At 60.2% G+C, this 13,933-nt stretch carries 11 protein-coding genes; 10 read left to right on the forward strand and 1 reads right to left on the reverse strand.

The window, feature by feature from the left end:
* From HP499_RS12250 to HP499_RS12280, 7 genes are all read left to right on the forward strand, one after another.
* A partial coding sequence (locus HP499_RS12250; protein WP_305849741.1) for a UDP-galactopyranose mutase occupies nt 1–330 on the forward strand: 330 nt, incomplete at its 5' end.
* Entirely contained in the window at nt 327–2,330 is a 2,004-nt protein-coding gene (locus HP499_RS12255) for a glycosyltransferase (protein WP_172324330.1), read from the forward strand. The genes HP499_RS12250 and HP499_RS12255, both read left to right, overlap by 4 nt.
* A gap of 2 nt (nt 2,331–2,332) precedes the next feature.
* Nucleotides 2,333–3,190 (forward strand): ABC transporter permease, encoded by an 858-nt coding sequence (locus tag HP499_RS12260; RefSeq protein ID WP_172324331.1) that lies wholly within the window; start codon nt 2,333–2,335, stop codon nt 3,188–3,190.
* Nucleotides 3,191–3,922 carry an ABC transporter ATP-binding protein gene (locus HP499_RS12265; RefSeq protein WP_089595598.1) on the forward strand — a complete coding sequence of 244 codons (732 nt, stop codon included), beginning with the start codon at nt 3,191–3,193 and terminating at the stop codon, nt 3,920–3,922.
* 71 nt (nt 3,923–3,993) lie between these two features.
* Nucleotides 3,994–6,102 (forward strand): DUF6541 family protein, encoded by a 2,109-nt coding sequence (locus HP499_RS12270; protein WP_172324332.1) that lies wholly within the window; start codon nt 3,994–3,996, stop codon nt 6,100–6,102.
* A gap of 2 nt (nt 6,103–6,104) precedes the next feature.
* Nucleotides 6,105–6,590 carry a GtrA family protein gene (locus HP499_RS12275; protein ID WP_172324333.1) on the forward strand — a complete coding sequence of 162 codons (486 nt, stop codon included), beginning with the start codon at nt 6,105–6,107 and terminating at the stop codon, nt 6,588–6,590.
* Between the two features lie 3 nt (nt 6,591–6,593).
* Entirely contained in the window at nt 6,594–7,550 is a 957-nt protein-coding gene (locus HP499_RS12280) for a glycosyltransferase family 2 protein (RefSeq protein WP_172324334.1), read from the forward strand.
* A 64-nt stretch (nt 7,551–7,614) separates the two neighbouring features.
* On the opposite strand, the gene HP499_RS12285 is transcribed toward HP499_RS12280, so the two are convergent.
* Nucleotides 7,615–10,911 (reverse strand): chitobiase/beta-hexosaminidase C-terminal domain-containing protein, encoded by a 3,297-nt coding sequence (locus HP499_RS12285; RefSeq protein ID WP_172324335.1) that lies wholly within the window; start codon nt 10,909–10,911, stop codon nt 7,615–7,617.
* Nucleotides 10,912–11,266: 355 nt separating this feature from the next.
* On the opposite strand from HP499_RS12285, the gene HP499_RS12290 reads away from it, so the two are divergent.
* The 3 genes from HP499_RS12290 to HP499_RS12300 all read left to right on the forward strand — a co-directional run.
* A complete protein-coding gene (locus tag HP499_RS12290) occupies nt 11,267–12,085 on the forward strand; it encodes a hypothetical protein (protein ID WP_172324336.1) in 819 nt (272 codons plus the stop codon).
* 86 nt (nt 12,086–12,171) lie between these two features.
* The gene (locus tag HP499_RS12295) at nt 12,172–12,708 is read left to right on the forward strand and encodes a hypothetical protein (protein WP_172324338.1); all 537 of its coding nucleotides are present in this window, start codon (nt 12,172–12,174) and stop codon (nt 12,706–12,708) included.
* 178 nt (nt 12,709–12,886) lie between these two features.
* On the forward strand, nt 12,887–13,933 hold a 1,047-nt coding region (locus tag HP499_RS12300; RefSeq protein ID WP_172324337.1), incomplete at its 3' end, for a neutral/alkaline non-lysosomal ceramidase N-terminal domain-containing protein.

The raw sequence follows: 13,933 nt of genomic DNA on the forward strand, positions 1-13,933 counted from the left end.
TTCACTCGCATCCACGAGTTCCGCCACTTCCACCCTGAGCGTGACTACACCAAGGACGCAACGGTCATCATGCGCGAGTTCTCACGCTTCGCTGAAAAGGGCGATGAGCCGTACTACCCGGTCAACACCTCTGATGACCGCCAGAAGCTGCTCGCCTACCGTGACCTTGCCCGTGGTGAGAAGTCCGTCCTCTTCGGCGGCCGCTTGGGAACCTACAAGTACCTCGACATGCACATGGCCATTGGCTCTGCCCTTTCCATGTACGACAACAAGATCAAGCCGCACTTCACTGGCGGCGCCAAGCTTGAAAGCGGGGGAGTGGACGCATGACGGCTACTACGAACGAAAGTCAGAAGACTGCGATGACCACCACGGATGACCTGGCACCGGCCAAGGAAAACCTGCGCATAGTTCAGCGTGTTGTTTTCCCCGCCAACCGCGACCTCGACACCCTTCCCCTGTATGTCGACCCGGACACCAGCAAGGTGAAAAAGGACGATGGCGACAGCAGCGCCGTCGTGCAGGCCGTTGGCATGACGCGGAAGCTGCACCCAGAGGACATCCTCGGCCGTGGTTCCGTGCAGGTCCGCCGAGGCGAGCGGCTCTCCTTCGGCTCCTATTTCAACGCTTTTCCGGCCAGTTACTGGCGGAAATGGACCGTTGCCACCAAGACAGTCCTGCACCTTGAAACAGAGGGCGAGGGAACGGTCATTGTTTACCGCTCCAACGCACGCGGCGCCTCGCAGCGTGTTGACTCCATCCTCGTTGAGGGCACGGCCAGCAACGACTTTGAGTTGACCCTCGCGCCCTTCGGTGACGGCGGCTGGTACTGGTTCGACCTCATCGCCGGCGGCGATGGCATGACACTGAACAGTGCCCACTGGTCGGTTCCGGATGAGGGACGCCCCCAAGGCCGCGTGACGCTGGGGGTCACCACGTTCAACCGTGCAGACTACTGCCTCGAGACGATCAAGTCGATCGACGCCGATGCCGGCCTGAGGGAGATTCTTGCCGAGCTGATCATTGTGGACCAGGGCAACAAGAAGGTTGCCGACGAAGCCGGATTTGATGTAGTCGCCGAGTCGATGGGTGAGCAATTGCGCGTCATCGACCAGGGAAACCTGGGCGGCTCGGGCGGCTTCGCCCGCAACATGTATGAGATGGTCGTTTCCGACAAGAGTGACTACGTCATGCTGCTGGACGACGACATCGAGCTTGAGACCGAGGGCGTCATGCGCGCAGTGGCGTTTGCTGACCTCTGCCGCAAACCCACCATTGTTGGCGGGCACATGTTTGACATGTACAACAAGTCCGTTCTCCATGCTTACTCGGAGGTCGTCAACTTCTACCGTTTCCTGTGGGGACCCGTGGAAGGCCTGGGCAACCATGACTTCTCCTCTGCGGGACTGCGGTCCACCCCTCAGCTGCACAGGCGTTGGGATGCTGACTACAACGGCTGGTGGATGTGCCTCATCCCGAAGTCCGTGGTGGAGACCATTGGTCTTTCCCTTCCTGTGTTCATCAAGTGGGATGACGCAGAGTATTCACTGCGCGCCCGTGCAGCCGGCTTCCCTACGGTCACTCTTCCCGGGGCAGCAGTATGGCATGTCTCATGGGCCGACAAGGACGACTCCGTCGACTGGCAGGCTTACTACCACGAGCGCAACAGGCTTATCGCGACGCTCCTGCATTCGCCGTTCCCCAAGGGCGGGCGCATCCTGCGCGAAAGCCTGAACACGGACGTCAAACACTTGGTGTCAATGCAGTACTACCCGGAGCAGGCCCGGATCATGGCCCTTCGTGATGTCCTTGAGGGGCCGGGCAAACTGCATCAGCAACTGCCCACCACCATGCCCAAGCTCCGGGCCATGCGCGAGGAATTCCAGGACTCCCAGGTCAAGACGGATCCCGGAGCCTTCCCGGAGGTCTTCCGTAAGCGGCCGCCCAAGAAGCCCCAGTCCTACAAGCAGCCCGGTGCTCTGGGCCTGCTTCCCTGGGCTGTAAAGACCGTCCTGAAGCAAACGCTGGCGCCGGTACGTGACTCTGCAAAGGCGAACCCCGAGGCGCAGGTGGCACACCAGGATGGCAAATGGTGGAGCCTTGCGCATTTGGACAGCGCCGTCGTCTCCAACGCCGATGGCACAGGAGCTTCCTGGCACTTGCGTGACCCCAAGCTGGCCCGCCAGCTCGTGGTGGAATCGGCAAAGCTGCACGCCCAGCTCTTCTCCAACTGGGAGACCCTGCGGGCCCAGTATCGTGAAGCCCTTCCCGAAATCACTTCGATGGACTCCTGGCGGGAAACCTTTGAAGCATCGGAGCCCAGCAAGTAGCGATGTCGAACTCCACTGATACGTATGCTGTTCCGGGGGTGGGCGCCGGACTGCTGGACGTCTACCGCCGGCGGTACCTCCTTAAGCTGATTGTCCGCAAGGAACTCCGGGTCCGCTACCGGGGTTCGGTACTGGGTTTGGCGTGGTCCTACGTCAAACCGCTGGTCCAGTACGTGGTCCTGTTCTTCGCGTTGGGCATTGTGCTGCGGGTTGGCGATCAAATTCCCAACTACGCGCTGTACATGTTCTCCGGCGTTATTGTCATCAACTTCTTCTCGGAGGCGTTCTCGAATGCCACCCGATCCATCGTCTCCAATGCGGCGTTGGTCAAGAAGATCTATCTTCCGCGTGAGCTGTTCCCCGTGGCCTCCGTTTGGGTGGCTGCAGTCCACTTCCTCCCGCAATTGATTGTCCTGCTGGCCGCGGCTTTGCTGAGCGGTTGGCATCCGGACATCATGCAGCTTTTCGGTGCCCTTCTAGGTTTCGTCATTGTGGCCGTAACGGCAACGGGTCTTGGCCTGCTGGCCGGCGCTATCAACGTGTTCTTCCGCGACGCCGAGAACATCGTGGACATGTTGATGATGATCGTGACATGGACCTCGCCGGTCCTGTACGACTGGACCATGATTCGCCGCTTGGCTGCGCCTTGGGTTTTGACTATCTACCAGCTCAACCCCATTACGGTTGCGGTGGAACTGTTCCACTGGGCATTTTGGTATCCAACGGTCAACCAGCCTGTCGAGTTGCCCCCGCACCTCCTGGTGACAGGCTTTATCGGACTGGGCATGGCAGCGCTGTTCCTTGTTATTGGCCAGATCGTCTTCCGACGGCTCGAGGGCCACTTTGCGCAGGAGGTCTAAATGGGTGCAGCAGTAATCGTCAAAGGCCTGAAGAAAACCTTCAATCTCCGCCACTCGCATTCCATGAAAGAAACGCTGGTGTGGCTCGCCAAAGGGCGAAAAGGGGATCTCACCAAGAAGTTCGATGCCTTGCATGACGTCAGCTTCGAGATCCAGCCAGGGGAAACCGTGGCATTGCTGGGCTTCAATGGCTCAGGCAAGTCCACACTTCTGAAGCTGATCTCGGGCGTCATCCTGCCGGATCAAGGGACCGTTCGCACCAAAGGGCGGGTTGCAGGCCTGATCGAGGTCGGGGCAGGCTTCCACCCGGACTTGTCCGGTCGCGAGAACGTCTACCTGAATGCGGCCATCCTTGGGATGACCGAGCAGGAGATCCAGGAGAAGTTCGACGACATCGTCGCCTTCTCCGAAATCGAACAGTTTATTGACACTGAGGTGAAGTTCTACTCCTCGGGTATGTTCCTTCGGCTGGCCTTTGCAGTGGCGGTCCACACCCAACCGGATATTTTCCTCGTGGATGAGATCCTCGCGGTGGGCGACGAGCCGTTCCAGAGGAAGTGCCTGGCCAAAATCAAGCAGCTCTCTGACGAGGGCCGGACCTTGGTGGTTGTCAGTCATGACCTCGATATGATTTCGCGGATTTGCGATCGGGGAGTGGTGCTGTCATCGGGCACGGTCCAGTTCGAGGGTCCGGCTGACCAAGCTGTGGCGTGGCTGCGGGAACGTAACTAACCCGCACAATTGCAAAGAGTCGTCTGTCAACGGATGGCTGGTGGAAGCATCTAAGAAAGGCGATCGTAGGAATGGGTATCGGCCCGCTGCTGTTGTGTGTACTCCTGATCGTTGTGTTGTGGTGGGGCCCGGGCTGGATCCTGGGGGAAGCCTTGGGCGTTCGCCGGGTTCTGCTGCCTGTTGTGGCCCCGCTGCTTGGAATGGGCGTCCTGACCGTCATCGGCGTCATGGGAAATGCACTGGGCCTGAGCTGGCAGTTGCTCCCGGTGACGGCTGTCCTTTTGGTGCTGTGCGCACTCCTTTTTGCGCTGCGGCTTGCTCTTCGGCGTTATTTCCCGGACAAGTTCGGGGCCGCTGATCAGCCGCCCGTCTTCGGCAAGCAGCGGTTTGCCGGCTCATGGTGGATCCTCCTGGCCGGACTCGTGGCAGGCGGAGCCGTTGCGGCCGTTTCGTGGATCGTGGGGACCGAAGGGCTCCAAGGGATCAACCAGGACTGGGACATACCCTGGCACGCCAACATGATCCGGCTGATCTCCGTTAACCACGAGTGGGATCCGAGCATCGCAGGCAACTTTGCCTACTATGACACCACCATTCCAGAAGCTCCCATCCGGAGTTACCCCATTGCCTTCCACGCGGTGTTGTCGCTGTTCTGGCCGATGAGCGGTGTCAGCATCCCGGTGTTCCTTAACGTCTTTGTCCTGGTGATGATGGCCGTTCAGCTGCCGTTGAGCACTATGGCTTTGACCATGCTGGTGACGCGTCGTCCGATTGCTTTGGCTGCTGCTGCGGCGGTTGCCGGATGGTTCACGGTCTACCCCTACGATCTCCTGTGGCGTGGCCCGCTGATTCCATTCTTCGCCGGCATGCTCCTGGTGGGCCCCTTCTCCCTGCTTGCAGTGAAGGGTGCGGTGGAGCGGCAGAAGTTCTGGATTCCAGGCATTGCCTTTGGTGCGGTAGGACTCATTGCCGTCCATCCCTCGCTGGCCTTCGTGGTGCTTCCTGTGCTGATCTTCTGGCTGCTTTCCGCGCTGGTCCGCCGCAAGGGCAGGATCCTCGGAATCACCGTTTACCTTGCAGTCTCAGGTGCTCTGGCCGTGGTCCTGGGCTGGCCGATCATCGCCCAGATGCTGAAGGAATCCGAGCGGGTCTCCAAGCAGGTCTGGGCCGCGGACACTGACCGCAATGGCGCAATCCAGAACATCATTTTCCTGAATCACGGGTCCATGGCAATGCCGATTCTGACGGCCCTTGTAGCGCTTGGCTGCCTGGCCGTAGTCCTGAGGATCCGGATGTGGTGGTACTTCGGTCCGGTCCTCGCCTTCGCCTTCCTCTCGGTTTACACCATGGGTACCGACAACCCGCGTTTCATGACCTTGACGGCCCCGTTTTACGATGACCAGTGGCGTATATTCGGCATCCTGGTGATGCTTCTGGTACCGCTGGCGGGCTTGGGAGTGGCACAGTTGGCCGAAGGCATCGCCTGGCTGGTGGCAAAGATACGGAGCAAGTCCGAGGACTCCACGACGGACGAAACGAAAACCGGCCGCCGGCCCAGCCATGTGGTGACTGCAGTCGCAGCCGCCGCGGTGCTCCTGGTCAGCGGTATTGCTGCCATCCCGTACTTCAAGCAAAATGCCCAGCGCATCAACATCAATACCAAAGTTGACGGTGCCACGTTGAGCGCGTCCGAAGTTGGGCTCCTCAGCAAGATTGATCAGTACGTGCCCCAGGACGCCACTGTCCTCAATGACTCCTGCGACGGTTCAGTCTGGATGTATGCACTGGGCAACCGCATGCCCATGATCCGGCATTTTGAAATTCTTCCAACGAACCGTCAGTTGTTGGTCCTCCAAAAACTCCCGGAGCTTGCCACGGATACCGAGGTGCGTGAGGCTGCTGCTGAACTGGGCATTGAATGGGTCTACATCGCTGATGGTCGAATCCGGGCGTGGGACGAGCCCAAGGCCGGGCTGACCCAGCCTGACTCCATTCCCTACCTCCAGCTGGTGGTGCGGGAAGGAAATGCTGCGCTGTACAAGATCGACTGGTCGCAGCTTCCGGGAGGCAAGGAAGCATTCGATGCTGCTGCCAAGGACCGGGTCCAATTGGACGGCGTATCCGGAATCCTTGAAAACCGGAATCCCGATGGCATAGCACCGCTAGGAAGGATCTGCTGATCATGAAGGCATTTATCTCCAAGTTCATGGCGTCCAGCTTGTTCAAGTTCCTGCTGATCGGCGGCCTGAGCTTCCTGTTGGACCTCGGTCTGTTGGCCCTGTGCTTCCAGGTCTTCGGATGGCCGTTGTGGCTGGCGACCGGTGCGGGCTTTTGGGGCAGCTTCTTCTTCAACTACTTCCTGCAGCGCCACTTTGCGTTCAACGGCGGTGGCACCGCATTGGGTGGCGTCCTCCGCTATTCAGGTCTCCTGGTTTTCAACACGCTGGCCGTGATGGGCATTGTTGAGCTATTCCAGTTCATCGGTGCCGGCTACGTGGTAGGTAAAGTGGTTGCGACCATTGTGACCATGGGATGGAACTACTTCATTTACAAGCACTGGGTCTTCCCGCAAAAGAAGCAACCGGACAGCGGCAACGAACAGTCAGATGGCCAGTCGGGCACCGACACGCCAACACAGAAACTCACACCAAACAGCAGCGAAGGATAATCGATGTATCGAGGCGTTCGAATTGCCGCGGTAGTACCGGCCTACAAAGAAGAAAACCACATCGCACAGGTCATCGAAACGATGCCTGATTTTGTTGATGACATTGTCATTGTTGACGACTGCAGCCCGGATGACACGTCGGGGGCGGCGCGTCGTGCCGACGACGGCAGGGTCACCTTGATCCGGCATGAAGTCAACCAAGGCGTGGGAGGCGCAGTCCTGACGGCCCACAAAGCCGCGATGGAACTGGGCTCGGACATCAATGTGGTCATGGCGGGCGATGCCCAGATGGATCCTGACTACCTGCCGCAGCTTCTTGATCCGGTGGTTGATGGCTACGGGTTTGCCAAGGCCAACCGCTTCTTTTCGGGTGAGTCGTTCGCGGGCATGCCCGGTTACCGGATCTTCGGCAACATTGTGTTGTCCTTCATGACCAAGCTTGCCTCCGGATACTGGCACATCTTCGATCCGCAGAACGGTTATACGGCCATTCGCACGGAGGTACTCCGCCGCCTTCCGATGAACAAGGTAGCTGCACGATACAGCTTCGAAAACGACCTCCTGATCCACCTCAACATTCTTGATGTTCCGATTGTTGATGTGCCGATTCCAGCTGTCTACGGCAATGAGGTTTCCAGCATCAAGCTTCGCAAGGTCATTCCTGAGCTGCTTGCGATGCTCTTTGGAGGCTTCTGGCGCCGTGTCTGGTGGAAGTACATGGTGTGGTCCTTCTCAGCTGTTGCCCTCTTGCTGATCGCAGGCATCGCCCTGATTGTCATGGGCTTGGTGGCCGGGATCTGGGTACTGGCCGCAAGCGTCGGATCACCGACGGCGGGTTCGGTGATGCTCGCTGTGGTTCCCTTTGTCCTGGGCGTCCAGATGCTGCTGGTATCCCTGCAGCTGGATATTCAGGCGAGCCCGAACAGGCCCACCATGCATCCCATGAAGGAACGCACCTAGCACGTGCTGAACAGCGGAGGGGCCCGGACGCATTGGCGTCCGGGCCCTCCGCTGTTTCACCTCGTTATGGCAGGGAAGTGAACCCTCCCCAGCCCCAACCGACTTGGCTCCGGGAGAGCCATCCGGAAGTTCCGTTGCCGGGATACAGGAACAGGTTGCCACCGGAGTCCCGGGCAAGGACGTCGTTCTTCCCGTCGCCGTTGAAGTCGCCCGGCCCGAGGATGGCGGTCATTCCACTCCAACCGCTTCCCACCTGGACCCGGCTGAGCCAGCCTCCCGTGCCGTTGCCGGGATAGAGCCAGAGGATGCCTGACGTGTCCCTGGCCAGGACATCGGTCTTGGCGTCGCCATTGAAATCCCCGGTGCTCAGGATGGCATTCATGGAGTTCCAACCAGTACCCACCTGGACGCTTGAGATGAACCCTCCAGTGCCGTTGCCCCTGTAGAGCCACAGGACCCCGGCGGAGTCCCTTGCCAGGACATCTGCTCTGCCGTCACCGCTGAAGTCGCCCGGTGCCAGGATCAGCGTCATGCTGGACCAAGCCGTGCCGGCCTGGACACGGGTTTGGAGGCCGCCGGATCCGTTTCCGGGGTATAGCCACAGTACGCCGTTGCTATCACGTGCCAGGATGTCGCTGCGTCCGTCTCCGTTGAAGTCCTTGGTGGGGACGATGGCATTTAGCGAGTTCCAGCCGGCGCCGAGCGAGCGTTGGGTCAACCAGGCTCCACTTCCGTTTCCGGGGTAAAGCCATAGCGTGCCGGCGTTGTCGCGTGCCACGACGTCGTTCTTCGCATCACCGGTGTAGTCCTTCCAAGTGTTCGTCGGCGGTGCTGTCACGGTGTAGGTCTGGGTGACGATGGCCGAACTGTTGTTGGACGTGTCCACTGCAAAGTACTTCAGTGTCATGGCAGCGGACAGGGTGATGGCCGTGGAGTACTTGTTGGCGGCCGTAGCTGTTGGATTGGTGCCGTTGGTGGTGAAGTAGATGCTGGCACCCACCTCATTGGCCGTCAGCGTGATCTGTTGGTTGGCCGGATAGCTGCCCGCAGGCGGAGTCACGGTCACCACTGGAGGTGTTGAGTCCAATACGGTGTAGGCCCGCGTGATGACGGCGGAGGCATTTCCATAAGCGTCAACAGCAATGGCCTTCACAGTGGTGTTGCCGGTGAGTGCAAAGGCAGCTGTGTAGGCTTTGGTGCTTCCCGTGGCACTGGTGGCGGGGGTGGTGCCATCGGTGGTGTAGAAGATGCTGCCCGGTTCACTCGCAGACATGGTGACCAGCTGTCCCGAGGCATATCCTCCCGCAGCGGGCGCCACGGTAAGAGTCGGGGCAGTGTTGTCCAGTACGTAGGTCTGCGTCGCTACAGCAGATGAATTTCCTGCCGCATCCCGGGCGAAGTACTTCAAGGTCATCGACGTCAAGGGAATCGGGCCTGAGTACACCGGGCTTGACGCCGTGGGCGCCGTGCCATCGGTGGTGACGTAAACCGTGGCTGCTTCATTGACTGACAACGCGATGGACTTGCCGGGCCCGTACGTGCCTGCCGCCGGGTCCACCGAGACTACCGGAGGAGCCGTGTCAGGGGCGAAAACCGTCACGTTCCGTGTGGCAGTAGAGGTGTTTCCTGCGTTGTCCCTTGCTTCCACAGTGAAAGTGACGGGACCACTGGGAACGTTCGTGTAAGCCTTGGGGGAGGTGCATGCTGTGTAGGCGTTGGAGCCGAGCTTGCACCGGAAACCTGCGATATCCGTGGCCGTTGATGCGAAGGTGAACGACGGCGAGATGCCTACGGTAGCTCCTTCTGCCGGCGAACTGATGGATACCTGTGGTGCTGTCAGATCGGCGGTTACCGTAACCGAAGCGACCGGGCTGACGTTGCCGGCCATGTCCGTAGCCCGGACCCGCAGTACGTGTTGCCCTGCGGTTGTCAGATTGAGCACTTGTCCATTGGAGCAGCTTGTAAACGTGGTGGTGGAGTCCACCGAGCAGGACAGGGTTGAGCCGGGATCTGACGTGACGCCCAGGACAGGGGAGCCGTTGACGGTTGCGCCGGCAGCGGGTGAGGTGATGACCGGGGCCGCGGGTGCCGTGATATCGATGGTGAAGGCCCGTGACACGGGGAGACCTGTTGGTGCCGCCCTGACGGAGAACGTGTAGGCGCCGTTGGCCAAGGCTGTAGACGGGGTGAAGGTTCCGCCGGTGCACACTTGCCAAACCGGTGTCGCAGTGCTCAGTTGAAGACTGCACTCAAGGGCGCCGCCCGGCGGCGTCGAGGCTACCGTGAAGGTCGGAGTGGAATCGTTGGTGAAGGCCGGGTTGGCTGCCTGGGTTCCGTTTGCCGCCGTCGGACCGCTGACGATGGAGGGAACAACCCCTCCCAGGGTGAGCAGCCTTCCGCGCTGGGTGGGCTTGGCGGGATCCAGTTGGCCGGGGTCTTCGGCGACCAGGAGTTTGCCGTCGCGCATAGCCAGGCCGCCGATCTTGCTGAAGCCAAGGGCCCATTGGTTGTTGACGGTGTCTGTGCTCAGGTCAATCCTGGTGATGGTGTCCTTGCCGGTGTCGGCTGTGGTGGTTCCGCCTCCGGTTCCTGTGTAGAGGACCATGGGCGACTGCCAGTCGTAGTAGATGGCCGTCGGCTTGCCGACGTTATAGAGGGGTGCCGGGACCACGTTGGCCAAGACACCGTCCTCGGGGGCCGTAAAAACGGTGAGGCCGGAGGTCTCGGCCACGTACACCACTACCCTGCCAGCACTGTTGCGGTGCGTCGCGGCAAGGCTGAGCGAACTGGAGTTGACAGAGGCGATGGACTCGATGCTCGGATGGAGGGCTGTGGGGTTCACAATCTTGATGATTGACCTCGCGTTGGCAAACGACAGATAGATGTTGCCGTCCGGGCCGTCGCTGACTGCATTGGGCCGCAGGTCTCCGTCGAGAATGGTCAGGGCACCGTCGTATTCGAAGACACCGCTGCCGGGGTTCCACAAAGCGCGTACGACGTCGGAACTTCCGACGGCGGCATCCGGAATGAACGCGATTTCGTCACCATCGCCGTGGCTGGCAGGCGAGGGATCGATCATGGCCGGCGTACCGGCCAGAGCCGGACCGCTACCGTGTCCGGGCAGGGTCCCGCCCAGGCACGTGTTTGTTTCCAAGCCACCCGCCGTTGCGCCGGAGGCCTCGGTTACTCGACAGAATCCTGCGCGCGCATCGGAAACCCACAGCCGTCCGTCCGGGTCCACCACTGTGCCCGCAGCTTTGGTGAGACCAGTAGCCACGGTTTGCCGGGCTTGGTCTGCAAAAGCGGGGCCGGCTGTCAGCACGCCCGAAAGCGCTGCCGTTGCCAGGCTGGCAGTAGCCATGACAGCAGTGAATTTGTGGCGTTGCCGGCTCCCGGCCGCCTTGCCTGGTGCAAGGTGACGGGGATTCTTATGAGAGGTTCTTAAGCGACCGGCCAAGGCAAGACATGCCAAACCAAGCTGAAGAACACTGCGATTGCGCGTGTCCACCGAGGGATCCCCACTTCATTCGGATGCTCCCCAGCTCCGCATGCATTGGTTATTCGCCCCACGCCGTTTCCGGCTGCGTCTACGTACATCTTCCACCAATTTTCACATTTGTCACTACTAAAAGCCCGAAGAAGTACCGATGGAAGCTCGTGACCGGCCCATCTTGACCACACATCTGCTGCACCGCACGATTGAGGTGGAGGCCACAATGCGCAGACTGTTCCTGATGGCAGTGCCGATGATGATGGTGCTGGCCGCGTGCACTGTGCCGTCCACCGGGCCCGCCAACGGAAGCAGTGCGCCGGCCACCAGCAGTGCCGGCGCTACTGCCGGACCCGGCCAGCCGACGTCGTCCGCGCCGGGTGGCAGCGAAACTGCCTCAAATGGCAGGGAACCCCGCGGCGAGGCCCCTCCTGCCGGCGACGACGAACCGGGCCGCTTTTCTTACTCCTGCACAAGCCTTGACGCGTCGCCCGACGTCCAGTTGTCGAGCTTGGCCGAAGTCTGGGCAGCTACCAATTACACACGCCTGGATTCTTGTGACGTGGTCTTTGCGGGGGAAGAGCCTTTTGAGCCCACGCCCCGTGAAGCTGAAGCCATTTCAACAGCCGCGCCGCAAGGAGTCGCAGCTGCTGATCAGCTGCCGACCATGCTGGAGATCCTTCGCCTCTGCACAAGAATCAGCGATGAAGCGGGGCCAGATGGATTTGCCGAAGCCGGCAAGGAGACTTTGCTGGCGGCTGCGGAGTTCTGTCCGGAGGCTCCACAGGGAAAGATCATCGCGGCATGGGCAGAAGGCGCCCGGGTGGGGGATGGCACCCACGTGGCGGGCGAAGACCTGGAACCAGGGGGATTGCAGTTGGTCAAACCGGCGGACGGGGCGGGCGGATGTAGCTGGTCCGTCACCGGCCAGGACGGCTCCTTGGTTGCCGGCGGCGGGTTCGCCGAGGCCGGCAACAGGATCGAACTGAAGCCGGGACAAAAGCTCACTAGTGACAAATGCGGAATTTGGGGGAAGATGTACTAAGACGCAGCCGGAAACGGCTTGGGGCGAATAACCAATGCATGCGGAGCTGGGGAGCATCCGAATGAAGTGGGGATCCCTCGGTGAACATGCGCAGGCGCAGTGTTCTTCAACTCGGTGTGGCAGGTCTTGCCCTGGCCGGTTGTTCAGGAACCAAAGTAGATACGTCCCAACCAGCCGGACTCGACATGGCTCCTGTGATCGCAAACGATGACAAGGTCCCCATTGAACGGCCGGAGCCTCTGATCCGGTATCAGTTCACGTGTACAGCTGCCGATGGCAGCCTCATTGGAAAGTTCTCGAGCCTTGAAGAAGTCTGGGCTTCCACCCGCTACATGCATGTCACTGACTGCCAGGTGGCCTACGTGGGAAACGGCCCGCACCTTCTGACTCCCGAAGAACGGGCAGCTGTCAACGCGGCCATTGCGGCCGGTGCGGCTTCCGGACAGGACTCCGCATTGTGCCTGCTCATTATCAGGGCGTGCACCCGAACGGACCACAGGACGCTTGCTACATCACTTGCGGCTTACGGGATACCCGTAGTCAAGGGTGCTTTGACTTTGGCGCCCTTGGCTCCGCAGGCTGCACAGCTCACCAGATGGCTTAAGACCGCAGTGCCGCAATAGCCCTGCAGTCCGACCCCGGGGCTGCTCATATCGGTCCCTTTCAACCACACAAAACTGCGGGATCACATGGTCTAATGAAAGTGGTCTCACGTATTGGCTGTTCAGCGTAAGCGGGAAAAAGAAATTTGTTGAAATAAAACAAGCATTACCCGTTGCGCACAATCAAGGAGTGATCTTCATGGCGTTCAGAATTGGAACTGCAAGCGCTGACATAACGCCGTCGCTGAGCACCAATCCCTACATGGCCGGATATGGTTCAACCGACGGTGGACGCGAGGCCACCAGCAGTTCGCCATTTGAACCGTTGTATGCACGGGCGATTCTTATCTGGGAAGACGCCCACCCCCATATCATCATCAGTTTGGATGTCCTGGCCCTGCCTCGGGCCATGCATCAAAGGATCCGTAACAGGATCATCGGCCTTGCTGCGTGGTCCAGCAGCGACATTCTGATTCAGGCCACACATACTCATAATGGCCCCGCACTGATTGACACCCTTCATCCCTTCATGGCGTACGGGCTCGCAGATCTGGGTTTGGTGCGTTCCTACAGTGACGATCTCGAAGACACCATTGTGAACCTTGCACAGGAAGCACTTGATGCCGACGAAACGGCGGTGACCTTCGACTACAAGGTTTCAACCCAGAACTTTTCAGCCAACCGTGTAGGGCTGCCTTACACCGAAACGGCCGTGCCGGTTCTTGTGGCCAGGCGGGGCAATGGGACGCCGGCGGCGGTGATTTTCAGCTACGGATGCCACCCGATCAGTGCCGGCTTGAGGACACTTTTTGACGGAGATTTCGCAGCAGGGGCCTGCAATTACATTGAAAACCGGAACCCGAACTGTTTTGCCATGTTCGTCCAGGGCCCGGCCGGTGACCAGGACCCCGGTGGAGTCCGCGGCTGGGAACTGAGGGACAGGCACGGGGATGCGCTAGGTGCCACGGTGCACTCGTCCATGCAGTCAGCCGGGCGTGCGCTCAGCGGCCCCATGGTCACGCGCTACCAGGAGGTCCAGTTGCCTTTGGACATCACCCCGACGGCGGGTAACCTCGCCGCCGTGCGTGCCGCCTACGTAGCCCGTCTGGGAAACCCCAACGGCCAGCCCCAGTGGTATCAGCGGCATGCCCAGGTCATGATCGGACGGATCGACAGCAACAGTTTTGAGACGGCGGTGCCGTCGCCCTTCCAGGTCTGGAAATTCAACGGAAGCCCCCAATTGAAA

Source organism: Paenarthrobacter sp. CM16 (assembly GCF_013179505.1).
Taxonomy (GTDB): domain Bacteria; phylum Actinomycetota; class Actinomycetes; order Actinomycetales; family Micrococcaceae; genus Arthrobacter.